At 72.7% G+C, this 20,789-nt stretch carries 19 protein-coding genes and 1 pseudogene; 9 read left to right on the forward strand and 11 right to left on the reverse strand.

The genetic code is table 11. The features are described 5' to 3' along the window. Positions 1–2,399 (forward strand): annotated as a pseudogene (locus ACFYS8_RS07655) (hypothetical protein); the annotation flags it as partial. 108 nt (positions 2,400–2,507) lie between these two features. Continuing rightward, entirely contained in the window at positions 2,508–3,437 is a 930-nt protein-coding gene (locus ACFYS8_RS07660) for a cellulose-binding protein (protein WP_387637230.1), read from the forward strand. Between the two features lie 86 nt (positions 3,438–3,523). Here ACFYS8_RS07660 and ACFYS8_RS07665 read toward each other — a convergent pair whose 3' ends face one another. After that, a complete protein-coding gene (locus ACFYS8_RS07665; protein ID WP_387637232.1) occupies positions 3,524–4,327 on the reverse strand; it encodes an alpha/beta fold hydrolase in 804 nt (267 codons plus the stop codon). A 95-nt stretch (positions 4,328–4,422) separates the two neighbouring features. Between ACFYS8_RS07665 and ACFYS8_RS07670 the strand changes: the two genes are divergently transcribed. Both ACFYS8_RS07670 and ACFYS8_RS07675 read left to right on the forward strand, forming a co-directional pair. Continuing rightward, the gene (locus ACFYS8_RS07670; protein WP_387637235.1) at positions 4,423–5,418 is read left to right on the forward strand and encodes an ABC transporter ATP-binding protein; all 996 of its coding nucleotides are present in this window, start codon (positions 4,423–4,425) and stop codon (positions 5,416–5,418) included. Position 5,419: 1 nt separating this feature from the next. Then, positions 5,420–6,187: an ABC transporter permease gene (locus ACFYS8_RS07675; RefSeq protein WP_387637238.1), complete on the forward strand. Its 768-nt coding sequence runs from the start codon at positions 5,420–5,422 to the stop codon at positions 6,185–6,187. Positions 6,188–6,194: 7 nt separating this feature from the next. On the opposite strand, the gene ACFYS8_RS07680 is transcribed toward ACFYS8_RS07675, so the two are convergent. Continuing rightward, positions 6,195–6,509, reverse strand: a complete 315-nt coding sequence (locus ACFYS8_RS07680; RefSeq protein WP_387637241.1) for an ATP/GTP-binding protein — start codon at positions 6,507–6,509, stop codon at positions 6,195–6,197. Positions 6,510–6,918: 409 nt separating this feature from the next. On the opposite strand from ACFYS8_RS07680, the gene ACFYS8_RS07685 reads away from it, so the two are divergent. After that, positions 6,919–8,043 carry an LLM class flavin-dependent oxidoreductase gene (locus tag ACFYS8_RS07685; RefSeq protein WP_387638838.1) on the forward strand — a complete coding sequence of 375 codons (1,125 nt, stop codon included), beginning with the start codon at positions 6,919–6,921 and terminating at the stop codon, positions 8,041–8,043. Between the two features lie 66 nt (positions 8,044–8,109). Here ACFYS8_RS07685 and ACFYS8_RS07690 read toward each other — a convergent pair whose 3' ends face one another. Continuing rightward, a complete protein-coding gene (locus ACFYS8_RS07690; RefSeq protein ID WP_387637243.1) occupies positions 8,110–8,502 on the reverse strand; it encodes an SCO5389 family protein in 393 nt (130 codons plus the stop codon). Between the two features lie 535 nt (positions 8,503–9,037). Here ACFYS8_RS07690 and nucS point away from each other — a divergent pair. The 3 genes from nucS (at position 9,038) to ACFYS8_RS07705 (ending at position 11,621) form a co-directional block, all read left to right on the forward strand. Continuing rightward, the gene (gene nucS / locus ACFYS8_RS07695) at positions 9,038–9,697 is read left to right on the forward strand and encodes an endonuclease NucS (protein ID WP_387637246.1); all 660 of its coding nucleotides are present in this window, start codon (positions 9,038–9,040) and stop codon (positions 9,695–9,697) included. A 72-nt stretch (positions 9,698–9,769) separates the two neighbouring features. Continuing rightward, positions 9,770–10,417 carry a hypothetical protein gene (locus tag ACFYS8_RS07700; RefSeq protein WP_387637249.1) on the forward strand — a complete coding sequence of 216 codons (648 nt, stop codon included), beginning with the start codon at positions 9,770–9,772 and terminating at the stop codon, positions 10,415–10,417. Between the two features lie 13 nt (positions 10,418–10,430). Further along, positions 10,431–11,621 carry a nucleotidyl transferase AbiEii/AbiGii toxin family protein gene (locus ACFYS8_RS07705; protein WP_387637251.1) on the forward strand — a complete coding sequence of 397 codons (1,191 nt, stop codon included), beginning with the start codon at positions 10,431–10,433 and terminating at the stop codon, positions 11,619–11,621. Here the strand turns inward: ACFYS8_RS07705 and ACFYS8_RS07710 are convergent. The 4 genes from ACFYS8_RS07710 to ACFYS8_RS07725 form a co-directional block, all read right to left on the reverse strand. Continuing rightward, on the reverse strand, positions 11,618–13,681 hold the full coding sequence (locus ACFYS8_RS07710) for an ATP-binding protein (RefSeq protein ID WP_387637254.1): 2,064 nt from the start codon (positions 13,679–13,681) through the stop codon (positions 11,618–11,620). The two genes, ACFYS8_RS07705 and ACFYS8_RS07710, sit on opposite strands and share 4 nt — an antisense overlap. A gap of 381 nt (positions 13,682–14,062) precedes the next feature. Further along, complete coding sequence (locus ACFYS8_RS07715; RefSeq protein ID WP_387638841.1) at positions 14,063–14,377, reverse strand: STAS domain-containing protein; 315 nt, start codon at positions 14,375–14,377, stop codon at positions 14,063–14,065. 552 nt (positions 14,378–14,929) lie between these two features. Continuing rightward, positions 14,930–15,586: a response regulator gene (locus ACFYS8_RS07720; RefSeq protein ID WP_387637257.1), complete on the reverse strand. Its 657-nt coding sequence runs from the start codon at positions 15,584–15,586 to the stop codon at positions 14,930–14,932. After that, positions 15,583–16,773 carry a sensor histidine kinase gene (locus ACFYS8_RS07725; protein WP_387637260.1) on the reverse strand — a complete coding sequence of 397 codons (1,191 nt, stop codon included), beginning with the start codon at positions 16,771–16,773 and terminating at the stop codon, positions 15,583–15,585. The genes ACFYS8_RS07720 and ACFYS8_RS07725 overlap by 4 nt, the downstream gene beginning before the upstream one ends. 123 nt (positions 16,774–16,896) lie before the next feature. On the opposite strand from ACFYS8_RS07725, the gene ACFYS8_RS07730 reads away from it, so the two are divergent. Continuing rightward, positions 16,897–17,436 (forward strand): hypothetical protein, encoded by a 540-nt coding sequence (locus ACFYS8_RS07730; protein WP_387637263.1) that lies wholly within the window; start codon positions 16,897–16,899, stop codon positions 17,434–17,436. Between the two features lie 7 nt (positions 17,437–17,443). Here ACFYS8_RS07730 and ACFYS8_RS07735 read toward each other — a convergent pair whose 3' ends face one another. The 4 genes from ACFYS8_RS07735 to atpD form a co-directional block, all read right to left on the reverse strand. Beyond that, positions 17,444–18,016, reverse strand: a complete 573-nt coding sequence (locus tag ACFYS8_RS07735) for a cob(I)yrinic acid a,c-diamide adenosyltransferase (RefSeq protein WP_387637265.1) — start codon at positions 18,014–18,016, stop codon at positions 17,444–17,446. A gap of 99 nt (positions 18,017–18,115) precedes the next feature. Continuing rightward, on the reverse strand, positions 18,116–18,616 hold the full coding sequence (locus tag ACFYS8_RS07740; RefSeq protein WP_387637268.1) for a DUF2550 domain-containing protein: 501 nt from the start codon (positions 18,614–18,616) through the stop codon (positions 18,116–18,118). Between the two features lie 127 nt (positions 18,617–18,743). Beyond that, complete coding sequence (locus ACFYS8_RS07745; RefSeq protein WP_387637270.1) at positions 18,744–19,127, reverse strand: F0F1 ATP synthase subunit epsilon; 384 nt, start codon at positions 19,125–19,127, stop codon at positions 18,744–18,746. A gap of 219 nt (positions 19,128–19,346) precedes the next feature. After that, entirely contained in the window at positions 19,347–20,789 is a 1,443-nt protein-coding gene (atpD, locus tag ACFYS8_RS07750; RefSeq protein ID WP_387637273.1) for a F0F1 ATP synthase subunit beta, read from the reverse strand.

The raw sequence follows: 20,789 nt of genomic DNA on the forward strand, positions 1-20,789 counted from the left end.
ACCCCGCAACCGCGTTCGACCAGGAACTGCGCGAGAGCGCCGCCACCTACGACCGCGAACTGCGCGCCACCACCGACCGCGAGACCACCGAACTCCGCGTCGACGCCGAACAGGACGCCGCCCAGCTCCGCGCCGTCGCCGAACGCGAGACCGCCGAACTCCGGGCCGACGCCGAACAGGACGCCGCCGAGCTGCGCGCCGTCGCCGAGCGCGAGGTGGCCGAACTCCGCGCCGTCGCCGACCGCGAGACCACCGAACTCCGCGAAGCCGCAACCGCGTTCGACCAGGAACTGCGCGAGAGCGCCGCCACCTACGACCGCGAACTGCGCGCCACCACCGACCGCGAGACCACCGAACTCCGCGCCGACGCCGAACAGGACGCCGCCCAGCTCCGCGCCGTCGCCGAACGCGAGACCGCCGAACTCCGGGCGAGTGCCGAACGCACCGCCGAGGAGCTGCGGGCGCAGGCCGAGGCGCAGGCCGCCGAGCTGGTCGCGCAGGCCGAGCAGGAGGCCGCCGAGGTCCGGCAGTCGGTGGCGGGCATGCACGAGGCCGCGACCAAGCAGATCACCGAGAAGCGGGCCGCCGCCGAGCAGGAGGTGGCCGAACTCCGCGCCGTCGCCGAGCGCGAGACCACCGAGCTGCGTGCCCTCACCGACCTCGAGACCACCGAGCTCCGCGAGACCGCCGCGCGCGACGCGGCCGAGCTCCGTGCCGTCGCGGAGCAGGAAACGTCCGAGCTGCGCGCGACCGCCGAGCGCGAGGTGGCCGAACTCCGCGCCGTCGCCGACCGCGAGACCACCGAACTCCGCGAAGCCGCAACCGCGTTCGACCAGGAGCTGCGCGAGAGCGCCGCCGCCTTCGACCGCGAACTGCGCGCCACCGCCGAGCGGGACGTCGCCGAACTCCGCGCCGCCGCCGAGCAGGAGGTCGCCGAACTCCGTGCCGTCGCCGAGCGCGAGACCACCGAGCTGCGCGCCCTCACCGACCTCGAGACCACCGAGCTCCGCGAGGCCACCGCGCAGAAGATCGCCGAGCTGCGCGCCACCACCGACCGCGAGATCGCCGAACTGAGCACCTCGGCGGCCGAGTTCACCGAGCAGCAGCGGGCCGCCGCGGAGGCCGCGGCCCAGCGCACCCTCGCCGAGGCGGACGAGCTGGCGGCCGCGGCCCTGATGGACGCCGAGGAGCGGGCGACGGCGACGCGCACGGAGGCCGAGGAGTACGCGCTGGCGACCCGCACCCTGGCGGAGGAGTTCGACGCGGACATCCGGGCCCGCGCGGAGGCCTTCGACGCGGAGCTGCGCAAGTCTGCGGAGTCGTACGACAAGTCGACCCGCGATCAGGCCAGGTCGGTACTGAAGAAGGCGTTCACGGACGCCGAGCAGCTCGCCGAGCAGGCCCAGGCGGAGGCGCTGGCGGCGGCCGCGGCGGCCGAGGAGCAGGCCGACGCGCTGGTCACGGCGGCCCGCAAGGAGGCCGAGCGGCTGGTCGCGACCGCCGAGGCGCAGGGCCGGGCCGAGGTCGAGAAGGCCCGTTCGGACGCGGACGCGATGCTGAAGGAGGCCCGCCGGGACTCCACCGCGATCCGGAACCGGGCGGAGGAGCTGCGCGAGCGCACCGATTCCGAGATCGAGGCACTGCACGAGCGGGCCCGCAAGGAGAACGCGCAGGCTATGAAGTCCGCCGGCGAGCGGGTGGACGCGCTGGTGACGGCGGCCCAGGAGCAGCTGACCGAGGCCGAGGAGCAGGCGCAGGCCCAGGTCGCGGAGGCCGAGGAGCGGGCGGCGGAGCTGATCGCCGCGGCCGAGACGCGGGCGTCCGACCTGACGTCGGAGGCGTCGGCGGAGGCCGGCCGGGTGCGGATCTCGGCGGTGCGCAAGGCCGAGGGTCTGCTGAAGGAGGCGGAGAACAAGCTCGCCGACTCCACCACCCGGGCCGAGGCGCTGATCATCAAGGCCGAGGCCAAGCTGAAGGCCGCCGAGATGGAGTCCGAGGAGAAGCTGGAGGCGGCTGCCGACGCGGCCGCGTCCCGGCTCAAGCGCGCCGACGACGAGTCGGAGAAGCGGCTCCGGCGGGCCGGCTCGGATGCCGAGGAGCAGCTGCGGCTTGCCGCCGAGGAGGCGGAGCGGCTGCTCGCCGAGGCAAAGGCCGAGGCGAAGCGCGTGACCGACGAGGGCCAGCGGGAGTTGGACGAGTTGGTGCGCCGCCGGAAGGACATCAACACCGAGATCTCTCGGGTCCAGGACGTGCTGTCGGCGTTGGAGGCGTTCGAGGCGCCCGCGCCGGTGGTCCACAGCAACGGGGGCAACAAGAAGGACGGAGGACCCAAGGCCGGTGCCGGGGTGGGCTCTCCGCGATCGGGAGGCAATCGCTCCGGGGGCGCGCCACCCGATTGAGCGGACATTGTCCGCGAACCAACGGCGTTTCGTCGTTGACACTCCGGTACCGTGTCAGGATTCCCTCAACCATCTCAGCGGTTTGACGACAGGAAGCCCAGAAATCCCATGAGCGACAGTCACTCCCCGCACGGCTTCGACCTGGTACGCCGTGGGTACGAGCGCGCCCAGGTCGACGAGCGGATCGCCAAGCTGGTGGCCGACCGAGACAGCGCGCTTTCCCGGATCAGCGCGCTGGAGAAGCGCATCGAGGAACTCCACCTGGAGACCCAGACCGCGCAGGCCGCGGTCACCGAGGCGGAGCCCTCCTACGCCGGTCTCGGCGCCCGCGTCGAGAAGATCCTCCGTCTCGCCGAGGAGGAGGCGAAGGACCTGCGCGACGAGGCGCACCGCGCCGCCGAGCAGCACCGCGAGCTGGCCGAGGCCGCGGCGCAGCAGGTCCGCACCGAGGCCGAGAACTACGCCAAGGACCGCAAGGCCAAGGCGGAGGACGAGGGCCTGCGCATCGTCGACAAGGCGAAGTCGGACGCGGCGCAGCTGCGCGCCGAGGCCAACAAGGACGCGCAGAACAAGCGCGAGGAGGCGGACGCCCTCTTCGAGGAGACCCGCACCAAGGCCGCGCAGGCCGCCCTGGAGTTCGAGACCAACCTGGCCAAGCGCCGGGAGCAGTCCGAGCGCGACCTGGCGGCCCGTCAGGCCAAGGCGGAGAAGCGCCTCGCCGAGATCGAGCACCGCGCCGAGCAGCTCCGCCTGGAGGCGGAGAAGCTGCGCACCGACGCCGAGCGCCGTTCCCGTCAGACCATCGAGACGGCGCAGCGCCAGGCCGAGGACATCGTGGCCGACGCCAACGCGAAGGCCGACCGGGTCCGCAGCGAGTCGGAGCGCGAGCTGGCGGCGCTCACCAACCGCCGCGACTCGATCAACGCGCAGCTGACCAACGTCCGCGAGATGCTGGCCACCCTGACCGGTGCGGCGGTCGCCGCGGCCACGATGCCGAACGACGACTCGCTGGGCGTCCCGGCGCAGCAGTCGCGCTGACGGCGGCCCCGCGAGGGGCAGCCCGCTGAGAACAGTCGCAAAGGGCCCGGAGGAGGTTGCCTCCTCCTCCGGGCCCTTTCGGCGTGTCAGGAGCCGTGCTGCTTCAGGCGCTTGAGGAATGAGCGGACGGCGGCGTTGAAGGTCTCGGGGGCCTCCAGCGAGGACAGGTGGCCGACCGCCGGAATGACCGTCAGTTCGGCGTCGTGCAGGGCGTCCGCCATCATCCGGGCCTCGGCGAGCGGGGTGACGGTGTCGAGTTCGCCGACGATGACGGCGGCGGGCACCTCCAGCGCGGCCAGCACCTCCAGCGAGTCGGGGCGGGCGGCCATCGCGCGCTGCGCCCAGGCGATCGCGGCCGGGTCGGCCTCGGCGATCATCTGCCGGACGGCGTCGGTGAGTTCGGGGTCGGTGCCGGGGGCGAGCAGGTTCTCCGCGGTGTTCTCCTCGTTCAGCAGGTCGGCGCTGCCGCGTTCGAGGACGGTGGTGGCGATGCGTTCGCGGTTGGCGCGGGCGGCGTCGGTGTCGGGGGTGGCCTTGGTGTCGGCGAGGATCAGGCCGGCCAGCCGTTCGGGGTGGCGGCGGGCGAAGGCCATCGCCACGTAGCCGCCCATGGACAGGCCGCCGAGCACGGCCTGTTCGATGCCGAGTTCGTCCAGCAGGTGCGCCAGGTCGTCGGCGGCGGTGTCCAGCGACGGCGGTTCCTCGCCGAGCGGGGCGGTGCCGAAGCCGCGCTGGTCCGGCGCGACCACCCACGCATCGTCCCCGGCGGGGCCGGGTACGCGTTCCAGTTGTCCTTCCCACATGCGCGCGGAGAGCGGGAAGGCGTGCAGTAGGACGAGCGGGGTGCCGGTGCCGTTCGCGCGAACGACCGGCGCGCTGGGGGAGGTCATGGCTCCACCGTAGGCCCCGGGCGCCGCGCCCCGGACGACGATCGCCCGATTAATCCACTTCTGTCCTACCCTGGCCCCAGACCAAGGAGTGGCACATGATCGAGTTGCACCACCTGACGAAGCGTTATGGCGACAAGTTGGCCGTGGACGATCTGAGCTTCCGGATCCCGGAGGGCGTGGTCACCGGATTCCTCGGCCCGAACGGCGCCGGCAAGTCCACCACGATGCGGATGATCCTCGACCTGGACCGGCCCACCGCCGGCGAAGTCACCATCGACGGCCGCAGTTACGCCTCCGTCCAGGACCCGCTGCGCGAGATCGGCGCGCTGCTGGAGGCGAAGGGCGCGCACCCCGGGCGGACCGCCTACAACCACCTGCTGTGGATGGCGCAGTCGAACCGGATCCCGCGCGAACGCGTGGACCAGGTGCTCGAACTGGTCGGCCTGACCGCCGTCGCGAAGAAGCGCGCCCGGGGGTTCTCGCTGGGCATGGGCCAGCGCCTGGGCATCGCCTCGGCGCTGCTCGGCGACCCGAAGATCCTGATGTTCGACGAACCGGTGAACGGGCTCGACCCCGAGGGCATCGTGTGGATCCGCCGGCTGATGAAGTCGCTGGCCGCCGAGGGCCGCACGGTGTTCGTCTCCTCGCACCTGATGAGCGAGATGGCGCTGACCGCCGACCACCTGGTGGTGATCGGCCGCGGCCGGCTGCTCGCGGACCTGCCGATGGCCGAGTTCATCAAGCGGAACTCGCGCTCCTCGGTGCGCCTGCGCACCCCGCAGCCGGAGCAGCTGCTGGACGCGCTGCGCGGCGCCGGCCTGACCGCCGAGCCGGGCCCGGACGGGGCCTGGGAGGTGGTCGACGGCGACCCGGTGTTCCTCGGCGACCTGGCCGCCGCGCACGGCGTCACGCTGCACGAGCTGAGCCCCCAACAGGCCTCGCTGGAAGAGGCGTTCATGCAGATGACCGCGGACTCCGTGGAGTACCGCACCGACGTCCCCGAGGCCGGCACCACCCCGCCCCCGCCGCAGCAACAGCAGCCCGCGTGGGGCGCCGACTGGGATGCCCGCCGGGCCGGAAAGGAGAGTTGAGATGGCCGCGCTCCCCGCCGTCCTGCAGTCCGAGTGGACCAAGGTCCGCACCATCCGCTCCACCGTGTGGACGCTGGTCGCCACGTTCCTGGTGGTGGTCGTGATGGGCTTCGTGATCTCGCTGCTCACCCGACTGAACTTCGTCCAGTTCACCGAGCACAACCGGAACCCGTTCGACCCGACGACCACCTCGCTCGCCGGGATCACGCTCGGCGCGCTGGCGATCGTGGTGTTCGGCGTGCTGGCGGTCGGCAACGAGTACGCCAGCGGCATGATCCGGGTGTCGCTGGCGGCCGTCCCGCAGCGCGGCCCCCTGATGGGGGCGAAGACGGCGGTGCTGGGCGTCCTCGCGCTGCTGGTCTCGCTGGCGACGGTGTTCGCCGCCTTCTTCCTCGGCCAGGCGGCGCTCGGCCAGTACAACACCGATCTCGGCCAACCCGACGTGCTGCGGGCGGTGTTCGGCGCGGCCTGCTACCTGACGCTGCTGTGCCTGTTCTCGATCGGCGTCACCATGATGCTGCGCAACCAGGTGCTGTCGCTGGGCATCCTGGTCCCGTTCCTGCTGCTGGTCTCGCCGATCCTGTCGATCGTCCCCAAGGTGGAGAACGTGGCCCGCTACTTCCCGGACCGCGCGGGCTCGGCGGCCTTCCAGGTCCACCAGACCTCCGACCACCCGTACGGCCCGTGGACGGGCCTGGCGATCTGCGCGGCCTGGGCGGCGGCGGCCCTGCTCGGCGGCTACCTGGTGCTGAAGCGGCGCGACGCCTGACCCGCCGTCAGTACCTCGGAGCGCCGCGGCCCCGCAACAGGTTGGAGCCGCGGCGCTCCCGCGCTCCCCAGCACGCCCGGTGCCAGTGCCGCCGGTCGTCCACCCCACTGCCGTGATCCGGCCACGCCACCACGTGCCCGACGCCCGGCGGGATCTCCTGATCGCACCCGGGGCACCGGTAGAACCGCCCCGCCGTCCCGGCCACGGTCTGCACGATCCAGTCCTCGCCCCGGTACGACTCCACCCGCCGCAGCCCACCGCCCATCGGCGCGGCGCTCTCGCGGTCCTCGGACTTCTGGATCCGGTTGCGGCGCGGTGACACGTGACTACCCCTCGTTCCGGCGCGTTGTCCTCCAAGGGTACGGGCCACCGCGCCGGCGAGAGGCGGACAGGCTCCCATCCGCTGTCTCCCGGGGGTCTCGGCAGCCACACCGGCCCCACTCGCGCCACTAGCATGGATCCCCGTCCGGCTTCAGCGATTCGACGGTAATCCACCCTTCCCTTGGGCAAATTGAGGGTTCGGCGTGCCATTGGCACATGACATGGGTTACTCACGAGGTGACACGGCGGGGCACGCGAACCCTGCGCGCACCGAGGAGGCACACCGCATGACGAAGACCACCGCCCGCCGCCACTCCCGATCCGCCGAGCAGCAGCGGCGGGCCGGCCGAGGGGTGGCACCGGCCGCGCAGCCGGCCCCGGAGCCCTCGCGGGGCGCCGATACGGACGCGATCCGGGTCGGCGCGTTCCTGCTGTCCGCACAGTTCCCGGGGCAGAGCCACGGCGAGGCGCTGGACCGGACCGTCTCGGCGGCGCTGGCCGCGGAACGGGTGGGCCTGGACGCGGTGTGGCTGGCCGAGCACCACTTCGTGCCGTACGGGGTCTGCCCGGACGCTGCGACGCTCGCGGCGATGCTGCTGGGCCGCACCCGGCGGATCGGGGTGGGCACCGCCGTCAGCGTGCTGAGCACCAAGCACCCGGTGGCGCTGGGCGAGCAGGCGGCGCTGCTGCACCTGACGTCCGGCGGCCGGTTCACGCTGGGCGTGGGCCGGGGCGGGCCGTGGATCGACCTGGCGGTGTTCGGCGGCGGCCTGGAGGCGTACGAGCAGGGCTACCCGGAGCGGCTGGACCTGTTGCTGCGCTGGCTGCGCGGGGCCCGGGTGGGCGGTTCGGGGCCGCAGTTCGACTTCCCGGAGGTGGCGGTGGTGCCGCGGGCCGCCGAGCCGGCCCGGCGGTCGGACCTGACGGGCTGGCTGGGCCTGGACGGGGCCGCCACCACCACCGCGGTGATTCCGCGGCAGCGCCAGGAGCCCGCGCAGCAGGCGCAGTCGGGCCCGCCGGTGGTGATGGCGTGCACCTCGCCGGCGGGGGTGCGGACGGCCGCCGAGCGGGGTCTGCCGATGCTGCTGGGCATGCACTCGGGCGACGAGGACAAGCGGGACATGCTGGCCGCCTACCGGGCGGCCTGGCGGGCCGCGGGACGCGGCGAGGAGGGCCTGTCCCGGGTGGAGCGGGAGCACGTCGCGGCGGGCGTGGTGCAGGTCGACGACCGGGCGGGCGCGGCCCGGGCCAGCCTGCTGCGGGCGATGCCGGACTTCTTCGCGTACGGGCTGGGCGCGCACCGCACGGTGGACGGCCGGGAGCGCTCGATGCGCGACCCGCGGGCGTACACCGAGCTGCTGTGCGACCTGCACGCGGTGGGCACGCCCCGGCAGTGCGCGGACCGGCTGCGGGCGACGGCGGAGAGCACCGGGATCCGGCGTTTCGCGCTGCTCGCCGAGGGGTCCGGGGACACCGCGGCGACGCTGCACAACCTGGACCGGATCGGCGACGAGGTGCTGCCGCAGCTGCGCTGAGACCACACCCGCGGGCCGCCCCGTCCGATGGGGACCGGGGCGACCCGCGCTCGGGCGTGTCGGGGCTCAGCAGTCGCGCAACTCCGGCGACTGGTTGAGCAGTTGGGCGCGGACCGAGGTGAAGCGGGCGAGCCGCTCGTCGGTGTCGGGGCCGGGGGCGAAGACCGCGACCCGGTGGCAGTTCTGGAAGGCCAGCTGGACGCCGAAGTGGCGCTGCAGGGCTCCGCGGATGGCATCGCTGGCCAGCGCCCGGAGCAGCTGTCCGCGCTCCTGCTCGCTCGGCGGGGGGACCTGGTTGTCGGCGAAGTCGGTTCCGTCGACCTTGAGTTGGGCGACCAGCGAGCTGATCATGTCCCAGGCGTAGGGCAGCGAGGTGCGGACACAGTCGACGAACTCCCGCTCGTCGACCTCGCCTCGTTCGGCCTTCTCCAACAGGGCCGGTGAGACGTCGAGCGACATGGGTTCTCCTCTCACGGTCCGCCCCGGCGGATTCGACGGGGCGGTCGTACCGGTGTGCTGAGGGTGCATTGGACGGACGTGCGGTGAACCGCGCGCGATGTTCGAATACCGACGGCGCGACGGGCTGGGGGTGACGCCGCGTACGTCGAGGTCCTGGCCAGGGGTTCAACCAGCGTGTCAGTCCTTCCCGGACCCGGCTGGAGAATCCGGGGATTGCCGCCCGATTCGCCGCGCCGAGGCCGAGATTGGCCGGAATCAGTTGTGCACCGACCCTCTGTGCCGAGCTGGCACGGCTCACCGCGGGTGGCCGTGCGGTCACCATGTTTCGCCCCTCCCGCCCGGCCCACACCCACTGTGCGGACACTCGCTTCAAACGGCCCCCGAGGGCCCCTCCGGACAGCCGCCTGTCTCAGGAATCACGCCCCCTCGACCCACTGCACGCCGGCGCACCTCCCCAACCGCACGCCCCCTCCCCGCGCCCCTCCAAAATCGAACAGGGACGGGGGCACTCCCGGCGGGCCGTAGGCTTGTCCCCATGCGTCTTGTAATCGCCAAGTGCACCGTGGACTACGCGGGCCGCCTCGCTGCACATCTGCCCTCCGCCGTGCGCCTGGTGATCGTGAAGGCCGACGGGAGCGTCAGCATCCACGCCGACGACCGGGCCTACAAGCCGCTGAACTGGATGTCCCCGCCGTGCTCCCTGAAGGAGACCGAGGGGGTGTGGACGGTCACCAACAAGGCCGGCGAGAAGCTGATCATCACGCTGGAGGACGTCCACCACGACTCCAGCCACGAGCTCGGCGTCGACCCCGGCCTGGTGAAGGACGGCGTCGAGGCCCACCTGCAAGAGCTGCTCGCCGACCGGATGGAGGTCCTCGGCACCGGCTGGCAGCTGATCCGCCGCGAGTACCCCACCGCGATCGGTCCCGTCGACATCCTCTGCCGCGACTCCGACGGCGCCACCGTCGCCGTCGAGATCAAGCGCCGCGGCGAGATCGACGGCGTCGAGCAGCTCACCCGCTACCTCGACCTGCTCAACCGCGACCCGCTGCTGGCCCCGGTCAAGGGCATCTTCGCCGCCCAGGAGATCAAGCCGCAGGCCCGCGTCCTCGCCACCGACCGCGGCATCGGCTGCGTCGTCCTCGACTACGACGAGCTGCGCGGCATCGACGACGACAAGCTCAAGCTGTTCTGACCCCGGCGGGCCCAACGGGCCCCGGCGGACCCCGGCGGGCCGCCCTTCGCGCCCGCCTGCCAAGATCGCCGCATGCCCGTGCGAAGCGCTGAACCGGTCGGCCGGTACGAGACCCATCTCACGCTGGCCCCGGCCGAGGCCGAGGCGCTCGCCGACTGGGCGGCCGCGCACGGCCTGGAGTTCACCCACATCCTGCTGGCCCGCGGCCGGCACCCCTCGCAGCCGATGCTGTCCTGGCAGAGCGACGGCACCCTGGCCGCCCAGCACCGCCGCGCCGCCGCCGAAGCGACCCGGCTGCGGGCCGCCGGGTTCACCCCGGTCCGGGTGAAGATCGAGGCCGCCCCGTGGACCCCGGGCGTCCCCGGCACCGACGCGGAGGCCGAACAGGCCGACCCCGCCCACTACTTCGAGCACCACGTGAAGGTCCGGCTGGCCCCGGACGTCCCCCGCGACGCCCTGGCCCGGGCCGCCGACGGCCACCACGCCCACGTCTCCTGGAACGCCCGTCGCACCGAACCCGGCGGCCACCGCCAGTACTTCGTCACCCAGCGCTGCCACCGCCTCGGCCTGACCACGGCCGGCCGGCACCTCGACCGCCTCACCGCCGCCCTGACCGCCGCCGGCTTCCCGCCGCTGAAGGTCACCCGCGAGTACGTGGTCCACGACTCGGCGCTCGCGCTGGACTCCGGCTGGCTCGACGACGCCCCGACCACCGCCTGACCGAGGAGGACCCATGTCCGACCCCCGCATGCTGCCGCAGGCCCGTGACAACTGGCCCCGCACATTCCTGACGATCGACGACCCGCGGGCCACCCAGGCCGAGATCTACGACCCGGCCCTGATCCAGTTCGCCAACGCCTACCGCGCCGGCGACCCGCAGTTCACCGACCCGGCCCTCTCCGCCGCCTGGTACGCGGCCCGCCGCACCGCCATGGACACCGTCCTGGCCGCCGTCGCCGCCTCCGGCCGGTCCGACCACCTGGTGCTGCGTGGCTCCGTGGCGCTGAAGGCCTGGTTCGGCGACGCCGCCCGCGAACCCGGCGACCTCGACTTCGTCATCACCCCCGCCGACTGGATGCTCGACGACCCGCGCACCGAGGACCTGTTCGACGACCTCACCCGCACCGTCGCCGCCTCGACCGGCCCGGTCCGCTTCCTGCCCGAGCGGACCGTCAGCGAGGACATCTGGACGTACGAACGGGCCCCCGGCCGCCGCCTGCTGTTCAGCTGGGAGACCGACGGCCTGCCCGGCGGCACCGTCCAGCTCGACTTCGTCTTCAACGAGGAGCTGCCCGTCCCCGCCGAGCCCCTGGAGGTCGCCCCCGGCACGGTACTGAACGTCGCCGGGCGGGAGCTCTCGCTCGCCTGGAAACTCCTCTGGCTCGCCACCGACAGCGACCCGCAGGGCAAGGACCTGTACGACGCGGCCCTGCTCGCCGGTTCCACCCGCCTGCGCTACCAGGTACTGCGGGACGTCTTCGCGACCGGCCTGGCGTACTACGCCGAGCACCCGATCGGCCTGGACGACGTGCTCACCGAGACGGACTGGCCGAACTTCGCCACCGAGTACCCGCGGCTGGCCGGCGAGGAGTCCGACCACACCCGACGCCTGGCCGACGCCCTCGCCCCGACCTTCGCCGAAGTCCCCGCCGCCGAGCTCGCCGCCTGGTGGCGCGAGGGCTGGCTCGCACCCGTACGCCGCCTGCACGCCGAACAGGGCCTCGCCGCCACCCAGTCCTGGCTGGCCGACCGCCAGGCGACGCTCCCGCTGGCCTACCGCCTCACCGCCGAGGCCCTCGGCGCGGCCGCCCCCGAACACCTCGGCGCGGCCATGCTCGGCTGCCCGACCTGGGCCGGGCACGCCGGATCGGCGGCTCGCGGCAGCCTGGACCCGGAGACTGTCGAGGCTTGGCTCCGGGGCTAGCCCACCGCGCTGTTCGACGGGGACGGGCTGTCCGACGGCGAGGCGCTGGACGAGGCACTGGGCGACGGGGAGGACGACTGGGTGGACGACTTGGTGGGCTGCGGGGACGAACTCGTCGACGGGGAAGACGACTTGGTGGCGCTCGCCGAAGTACTCGGCTTCGTACTGCTCGCGCTGCCGCTCGGCCGGTGGCTGCTGGAGGGGCTGCCGCTCGCCGTCTCCGACGGGCTGTCGGACGGCGTCGCACTGTCGCTCGCCGACGGCCGCGGGCTGGTGCTGGGCCGGGGGCTGGTGGTGGCGCCCGGGTCCGGGACGATGTCGTCCGCGGAGTTGCCGGGCTGCTTGCCGGCCGGGCTGTCCTCACTGCTGACGGCGACGCCGATCGCGGTGCCGAGCACGCCGAGCGCCATCACGGCGGCACTCGCGGCCAGGACGGTCTTCCGGGCCCCGGCGGGAGCCCGCTTGCGCAGCCGGGCCGGCACCTGGGCGATCGCGCGGATGGTGCGCCGGCCGCGGTCCGACGGGGTGTCGCCGGTGCCGGCGGTGATCGCCGCGGTCTCCTCCAGCCGGATCAGGTCGAGCATCCGCCGCCCGACCGCCCCACCGCGCTGGTCGCCGCCGGCGACGCGCAGCGCGAGCGCGGCCTCCAGTTCGGCGACGGCCCGCTGCGAGTTGCCGACGCACAGCGCGTACACGCCCAACTCGTGGTGGAACCAGCCCTGTTCGGCGTTCGCCCCGAGCATCCGGGCGGCCTCCAGGCCGAGTTGCAGGGCCCGCTCCCAGGCGCCCCAGCGCAGCGACAGGGCGAGCGCGGGCGCGGCGGCCCGGGCCAGCCGCAGCACCTGCTCGGGGCGGTCGGCGTCCCGTTCGGCCGCCAGTACCGCGAGGATCACCTCGGCCTCGGCGGCGACCTGGCGGGTCGTCACCGAGGCGTGCCCGACCCACCAGGACAGGTGTTCGGCCGCGCCGTGCGCGACGCCGCCGGGGGCGAACGGGGCGGGCTGCCCGTGCGCGTCGGCCTCGAGTTCGGGCAGCAGCGCGGCGAGCACGCCTTCGGTGAGCCGGTGGTGTCCGCCCACCGACACCGCCAGGCCGTTGTCCACCAGTTCCTGCAGCGCGCTCTCGCCGAGACCGACGTCGATCAGCGCGGGCAGGTGCGGCGCGGTCGGGCACTCCCCGTTCAGCGCCAGCGCCAGCCGCAGCACCCGCCGGGCAGGTTCGCTCAGGCCCTGCACCAGCAGCCGGGCCGGCGCGGCACTCTCACCGACCGACGGCAACGGCACCCCGGCCCGCAGCTCGGCCTCCAACTCGGCCGGATCACTGGGGAGTTCGTACTCCTTCACGAAGCCGAAGACGCTCCGCCGGTCCTCCTGCGCGGCGACCAGCGCGTCCACCGCGACGTCCCGCTGCCGCACCAGCGCCGCCGCCCGGACGAACCGCAGCGGCAGGCCCTCCGACTCGAACCACAGGTCCACCGCCCAGGCCCGCTCGGCCTCGTCCAGCTGACGGCCCGCCAGCCGCGCCGCGAGCGTCAGACACGCCGGCCGGGACAGGCCCGCCACCAGGTGGTCCCGCAACCGCGAACCGGGCGGCGACGGCGGCGCGTCCGGCGCCGTACTGACCAGGAACGCGCACTCGGGGGCCAGCGCCAGCAGCTCCTCCAACTCCTCGCCGGACGGCTCCACATCGTCGATCACCACCACCGCGGCGACCCCGGCCAGCAGTTCGACCAACTGCTCCCGGTCCGGACGGAAATCCGGCGCCTGATGCGTCGTCGCGAACAGGTCCTGCAACAGATCGGCGGACGTCCTGCGGTAGCCGCTCAGCCGCACCACGCCGTCCGGCGCCAACTCCCCCGCCGCCTCGGCGACCGCCGCCAGCAACGCGGAACGGCCCGAGCCGGACTGCCCGACCAGCCGCACCGAACGCCCCTCCCGGAGCTGCCCGATCACGGCCTCGATGTCACCGTCACGGTCCAGCAGCGGCAGATCCCCCGGCCCGGCCCCCAACGCGAGCGGCCCCACCGCCGGACTCGGCCCCAACTCCGGCCGCGCCTGCACCAACCCACGTATGCGCCGCGGCTGTGGCAACCACTCGTCCGGACAGCGCCGCGCCTCCGACCCCTCCGGCCCCCCGACCACCACCAGCCGCTCACCGCTGACCAGTTCCCCACCCCGCGGGCGTACCCCGTCCCCCCGGAATTCCCCGCTCGGCTGACCCACGTCGTTGCTCCCCGCCACTCGGACACCTGACCGGAGACTGTCCCACATGACCGAACCGGGTCAACACACCGGGTAGCGATGGGAAACCAGGGGCGCTGGGGGTACCCCCGGGCGAAGCCGAGGGGGCGGAACCGCGCGAGGGGGAACGCACCCCACCACAAGATCGCGCCACCGCACAATGACTTGCCCGTGCTCGCGCCCCAGCGGTCGGGCCCGCCACTACCCCATCGCGGGAAGCGCCGCCCCCTCCACCGCCAGAATCCGGTGCAGCCGCGTAGCCACCAGCAGCCGCTGGAGCTGCACCGGCACCTCCCGCAGGACGAGCCGTCGCCCGGCCCGCCCGGCCCGGCGGTGGGTGCCCATGATGACGCCGAGTCCGGTCGCGTCCCAGGACTCGAGCCGGCAGAGGTCGAGGACGAAGTCGCCCTCTCCGCCGTCGACCGCCGCGTGCAACCGCGCCTTGGCGTCGGCGGCGCTGCGCACGTCGAGCCGCCCTTCGATGGCCAGTCCGGTGTGGTCGCCGGTGATGCGCACGCTGTCCTCCTCCTCGGCCGTGTGCCGCTGCTCGTCCGCCGCGTTGCGCCTGCCGCCCGTCCCGTTCCCCAAGGACCGACCGCGACATGTTTCGGGCCGGTTGTGCACCGGCCCTTGCTGAATCTGACGGCCAACCAGTTCCGCAGGTTGCTGTCACCCGGCGGACTGTCCCTCAACTTCACCCGTCCGAGGGAATATACGCAGGTACACCTGGTACTTACGCTCGATAACCGCCCAAATCACCCGTCTGCGGGGTGCTCCGTGAGCAAACTCACCCGGAGGGTGCGGGCGCCGCTAGAGAGCTGGTCGTACGGTCATCTGGTCCTCCCGGTGGCACGCCGAGGGCCGCCCGTGCCGGGGCAGCACCGACCGCCCGGGGGGAGCCACATCGCTCTGCGCCGGACTCTAGTAGGAGCACGCGTTCCGTGGTGCGTTCCGGCAGTGTGATCTGCACCGGAACAGGTGTGATCTGCGCCCCTCTCGCGGAACCGCTCCGCCACACAGGCCCCGCCACACAGGCCCCGCCGGACGAACTCCGTCACACCAGCCCCGTCACCGCTCCCCGGGAACGGGCACTCCCCACTCCTGCGCGAGGATCGCCGCCTGCACCCGGCTGCGCAGCCCGAGCTTCGCGAGGATCCGGCTGACATGCGTCTTGGTGGTGGCCTCCACCGTCCCGAGCCGGTGCGCGATCTCCGCGTTGGACAGGCCGGCCCCGAGGCAGCCGAGCACCTCCCGCTCCTTCGGCGTCAGCCCGTCCAGCAGCGCACCGGAGTCCGGCGCCGGAGCCGGCGACTTGGCGAAGGACGTGATCAGCCGCCGGGTGACGGACGGCGCGAGCATGCCGTCGCCGCGGGCGACCGTGCGGATGCCCTCGACCAGGGTGTCCGCCTCCAGGTCCTTGAGCAGGAACCCGGCGGCGCCGGCCCGCAGCGCGCCCCACACGTACTCGTCCAGGTCGAAGGTGGTGAGGACCAGCACCTGCGCCGCCCCGGCCTCCACCACCTGCCGGGTCGCGGCGACGCCGTCCAGCCGGGGCATCTGGACGTCCATCAGGACGACGTCCGGCCGCAGTTCCAGTGCCATCCGGACGGCCTGTTCGCCGTCCGCGGCCTCGCCGACCACCTGGAGGTCGTCCTCGGCCCGCAGGATCATCACCAGCGCGGTCCGGACGGCCGCCTGGTCCTCCGCCACCAGTACCCGGATCATCCCCGCTCCCCGCTCGCCGTCCGCGGCAGCACCGCCCGGACCCGCCACGTCCGCCCGTCCGGCCCGGCGTCGAACTCGCCACCGAGCAGTTGCGCCCGCTCGCCCATGCCGACCAGCCCGGCCTTCGCCCCGGGCACCGCCCGGCCCTCGCCCTCCCGGTACGCGGACTCCACGGTGATCTCCAACTCCCGCTCCCCGTACCGGATGCGGAGCCGGACGGGGCCGGGTGCGGCGTGCTTGACGGCGTTGGTCAGCGACTCCTGGACGATCCGGTAAGCGGCCAGTTCGACCGGCGCGGGCAGCTCGCCCGCCTCGCCCTGCTGCTCGGCCTCGAACCGCAGCCCGGCCGACCGCCCGGCCGCCCCGGCCTGCTCCAGCAGCACGTCGACGGCGGCCAACCGCGGTGCGGCGTAAGGCTCTTCGGGCGTGGCCTCGCGCAGCAGTCCGATCATCCGACGCATCTCGGCGAGGCCCTGCACGCTGTTCTCCCGGATCACCGCGAGCGCCTCCACCAACGGCTCGTCCGCCTCCCGTGCCTGACGGCGCGCCACCGCCTGCGCGCCGGTGGCGTGGATGGCGATCGCCGACAGGTGGTTGGCGATCACGTCGTGCAACTCGCGTGCCATCCGGGCCCGTTCGGAGACCACCGCGCCGCGCCGGTCCAGCTCGGCCAGCAGCGCGGTCTGCTCGGCCCGCAGCCGCTCCGTCTCGGCGACCTCCCGGTGCCGCCGCAGCAGGTCGGCCGTCCACACCGGGGAGAGGAAGATCAGCCCGCAGAACACGGCGACCAGCAGCGCCTCGGGCAGCGAGGCGTACTGCCACGTCAGGCCCGTCAGCACCACGGTGGTGGCGGCGCCGGACAGTTGCAGGACCCGGCTCATCCGGGGCGGGCCGTACAGCACCGCCGCGTACAGCAGGTCGGTGTACAGCAGCATCGTCGGCACCAGCGAGCCGAGGTACACGGCGACGCCGAACACCACGCCGCCGACGCTGACCGTCCACACCGTCCACCGGCGCCGCACCAGCGACAGCCCGGCCATCGCCACCAGCGGCAGCACCGACACCCACGCCGACCACTCGGGCCGCCGGTCGTACGCGCCGACCGAGATCAGCAGCAGGCCGCCCAGCAGCCCGGCCACGGCGATGGCCATGTCCTGTCCGCGTTCGGAGAGTCTCACCCGACCCATCCCAGCACTCCTCCCAACCGGCCGGAACGACCGCTCGGAGGACCCGCCGTCCGACGAACGGCTGACACGCCACTCCGCTGGCCGGACGACGACGGCGCGCCCGGGCGGGGGAAGGATCGAAGCATGGTTTCCCTGATCGTGGCCGGCGAGGCCGGCTTCTGGGTCGTACTGGTGGCGGGGCTGCTGGCCCGCTACGCGCTGCGCCTGCGCCGCACCGGCCTGGCGCTGCTGGCGCTGCTGCCGGTGGTCGATCTGGTGATTCTCGGCGCCACCGTCGCCGACCTGCGCGGCGGCGCCACCGCCGACTGGACGCACGGCCTGGCCGCCGCCTACGTCGGCTTCTCCATCGCCTACGGCCACCGCCTGGTCCGCTGGGCCGACTGCCACGCCGCGCACCGGCTGGCCGGCGGCCCCAAGCCGCCCGGCGCGCCCAAGTACGGCGCGCCGAGGGCCCGTTACGAGTGGGGCGTGTTCCTGCTGACGCTGCTGGCCTCGGCCGTCACGGTGGCGCTGATCGCCGGCGTCCAGTGGCTGGTCGGCGACGCCGCGCGCACCGCGCAGCTGGATTCCTGGTACCCGCGGATGGCGCTGGCGGTCGGCATCAACCTCGTCATCGCCGCCAGCTACACGGTCTTCCCCAAGCGGCCCAAGCAGACCGGATGACCGGGCGTCAGCGGTTCTCGCCGGGCACCCAGAGCACGTCGCCGCGCTCCTTGTTGGCGGTGCGGGCCAGGATGAACAGCAGGTCGGACAGCCGGTTCAGGTACTTCGCGGTCAGCGGGTTGATGTTGTCCCCGTGCGCCTCGATCGCCGCCCAGGTGGCCCGTTCGGCCCGCCGCACCACGGTGCACGCCAGGTGCAGGTACGCGGCGCCGGGGGTGCCGCCGGGCAGGATGAAGCTGCGCAGCTTCTCCAGCTCCTCCAGGAACCGGTCGCAGTCGCCCTCCAGCCGGTCGATGTACGACTGCTCGACCCGCAGCGGCGGGTACTTGGGGTCCTCGACGATCGGCGTCGCCAGGTCCGCGCCCACGTCGAACAGGTCGTTCTGGATCCGGGTCAGCACCGTCACCAGCTCGCCGTCCAGCGCCCCGGCGGCCAGCGCCACGCCGATCGCGGCATTGGCCTCGTTGGTGTCGGCGTACGCGATCAGTCGCGGGTCGGTCTTGGTGGTCCGGCTCATGTCGCCGAGCGCGGTCGTGCCGTCGTCCCCGGTGCGGGTGTAGATGCGCGTCAGGTTCACCATGCCCGCAGCCTAGCGCGCACGTCGGAGCGGGTGGACGCGAGCCGCGTCACGCTCTCCTGACGCCGAATCAGGCATCCGGGAGGCCAAGCACCCGGGAGATCAGGCGACGTTGACCCTCTGCCCGGGCGGGGCGGCCTCCAGCCAGGCCAGGAAGCCGGTCAGCGCGTCGTCGCTCATCGCGAGCTCCAGCGGCGCGCCCCGGTGCAGGCAGCGCAGCACCACGGAGTCGGAGAGCAGGGCGAGTTCTTCCTGCCCCTGCGGGTAGCGGCGGCCCAGCACCTCGATCTCGGTGCGCGGCAGGACCCGTCGCGGCCGGGGCGCGTAGGAGAACACCCGGAACCACTCGATGGAGTCGCCGCTGTACCGGCCGATACCAAAAACCCACCCCTTGCCGTCGGTCTGTGGGACCGGGGCCGAGGTGGGTTGGCCGTTCTCGTCGAGATCCGGCTGCGTGGAGGCGTCCGCCGGCATTTTCAAGCGGTAGGAGCAGTCGAAGGTGCCGCCCACCCGCTGGATGAGGCGGCGGCGTACCGCGAAGCCGACCAGGCCCGCGAGGGCGAGGACCACTACCGACGCGCACACCACAAGGGCGAGGACCACGCTCACCTACCTCCTCGCTGCCTTCATCCCCGTTGGCGGCCTTACGCGGCCACCCATTCCTACCAACTGATACGACAGTCCCGAGGACACGCTCAAAGCGTCCCCGGGACCGTCGCTGAGACCAGGCTCAGTGGTGCGCCTTCAGGCCGCCGGCGGCGACCAGCCGGACCTCGGCGCGACGCTCGGCGTGCGCGTCGGCCTCGTTCCGGGCGTTCTCCAGCGCGCGCTCGGCGCGGGCGACGTCGATCTCGTCGGCCAGCTCGGCGATCTCGGCGAGGATCGACAGCTTGTTGTCGGCGAACGAGATGAAGCCACCGTGCACCGCGGCGACGATCGTGCCCTCGGAGACGGTGCGGATGGTGACCGGGCCGGTCTCCAGCACGCTCAGCACCGGGGTGTGACCCGGCATGATGCCGGTGTCGCCGGAGGCCGTACGGGCAACAACGATGGTGGCCGCACCGGACCACACCTTGCGGTCGGCTGCGACCAGCTCGACGTGCAGCTCAGCCAACGTGGGCTCCTTGGCTCTCGCCGGGGCTCGGCCACCCGGGCGAACGGGCGGCTGAGCTCTCGGCAGTTTCGGTAAGAATAACGGTCACGCGCCCCCGGAACGAAACCAAGGGCTCGTAAATGACCGGGATCACAGCACTTCCAGCGTTGAGGGGTGGCCCCCGACGAGAGCCGGGAACCACCCCTCAACGGTTGGGTCTGCCGTGCGACCGGTCTGCGGTTACTTCTTCAGCAGCTCGGCGGCGTTGCGCTCGAGGTCATCGATGCCACCGCACATGAAGAAGGCCTGCTCCGGGACGTGGTCGTACTTGCCGTCCGCGATGGCGTTGAAGGCCTCGATGGTCTCCGACAGCGGGACGGTCGAGCCCTCGACACCGGTGAACTGCTTCGCCACGTAGGTGTTCTGCGAGAGGAAGCGCTCGATGCGGCGGGCACGCTGCACCGTGATCTTGTCTTCCTCGGACAGCTCGTCGATACCGAGGATCGCGATGATGTCCTGCAGGTCCTTGTACTTCTGCAGGATCCCCTTGATACGGATGGCCGTGTCGTAGTGGGTCTGCGCGATGTACCGCGGGTCGAGGATGCGGGACGTGGAGTCCAGCGGGTCGACGGCCGGGTAGATGCCCTTCTCCGAGATCGGGCGCGACAGAACGGTGGTCGCGTCCAGGTGGGCGAAGGTGGTGGCCGGCGCCGGGTCGGTCAGGTCGTCCGCGGGGACGTAGATCGCCTGCATCGAGGTGATCGAGTGACCGCGGGTCGAGGTGATGCGCTCCTGCAGGAGGCCCATCTCGTCGGCCAGGTTCGGCTGGTAACCCACCGCGGAGGGCATACGGCCGAGCAGGGTCGACACCTCGGAACCGGCCTGGGTGAACCGGAAGATGTTGTCGATGAAGAGGAGCACGTCCTGCTTCTCGACGTCGCGGAAGTACTCCGCCATGGTCAGCGCGGAGAGCGCGACGCGCAGACGGGTGCCCGGCGGCTCGTCCATCTGGCCGAAGACCAGCGCGGTCTTGTCCAGAACGCCCGAGTCGACCATCTCGTCGATGAGGTCGTTGCCCTCACGGGTGCGCTCACCGACACCGGCGAACACCGACACACCACCGAAGTTCTCGGCGACGCGGTAGATCATCTCCTGGATCAGAACGGTCTTGCCGACACCGGCACCACCGAACAGACCGATCTTGCCACCCTGGACGTACGGGGTGAGCAGGTCGATGACCTTGATGCCGGTCTCGAACATCTCGGTCTTCGACTCGAGCTCGGAGAAGTTCGGGGCCTTGCGGTGGATCGGCCACTTGACCTCGACGGAGGCCTCGAACTCGGCCTTGTCGACGTTCAGCACCTCACCGAGGGCGTTGAAGACCTTGCCCTTGGTGATCTGGCCGACCGGGACGGAGATCGCCGAACCGGTGTCGGTGACCTGCGAGCCGCGGACCAGGCCGTCGGTCGGCTGCATCGAGATGCCGCGGACCAGGCCGTCGCCGAGGTGCTGGGCAACCTCGAGGGTCAGGGTCTTCTTGCCGGTGCCGTCGGGGTTGTCCACCTCGACGTGCAGGGCGTTGTACATGTCCGGAATAGCGTCGACGGGGAACTCCACGTCGACGACCGGGCCGATGACCCGCGCGACGCGGCCCGTCGCCGTGGTCTCAACAGTGGTGGTCAT

Origin of the sequence: Kitasatospora sp. NPDC004615 (assembly GCF_042873545.1) — a bacterium.
In the GTDB taxonomy this organism is placed as follows: Bacteria; Actinomycetota; Actinomycetes; order Streptomycetales; family Streptomycetaceae; genus Kitasatospora.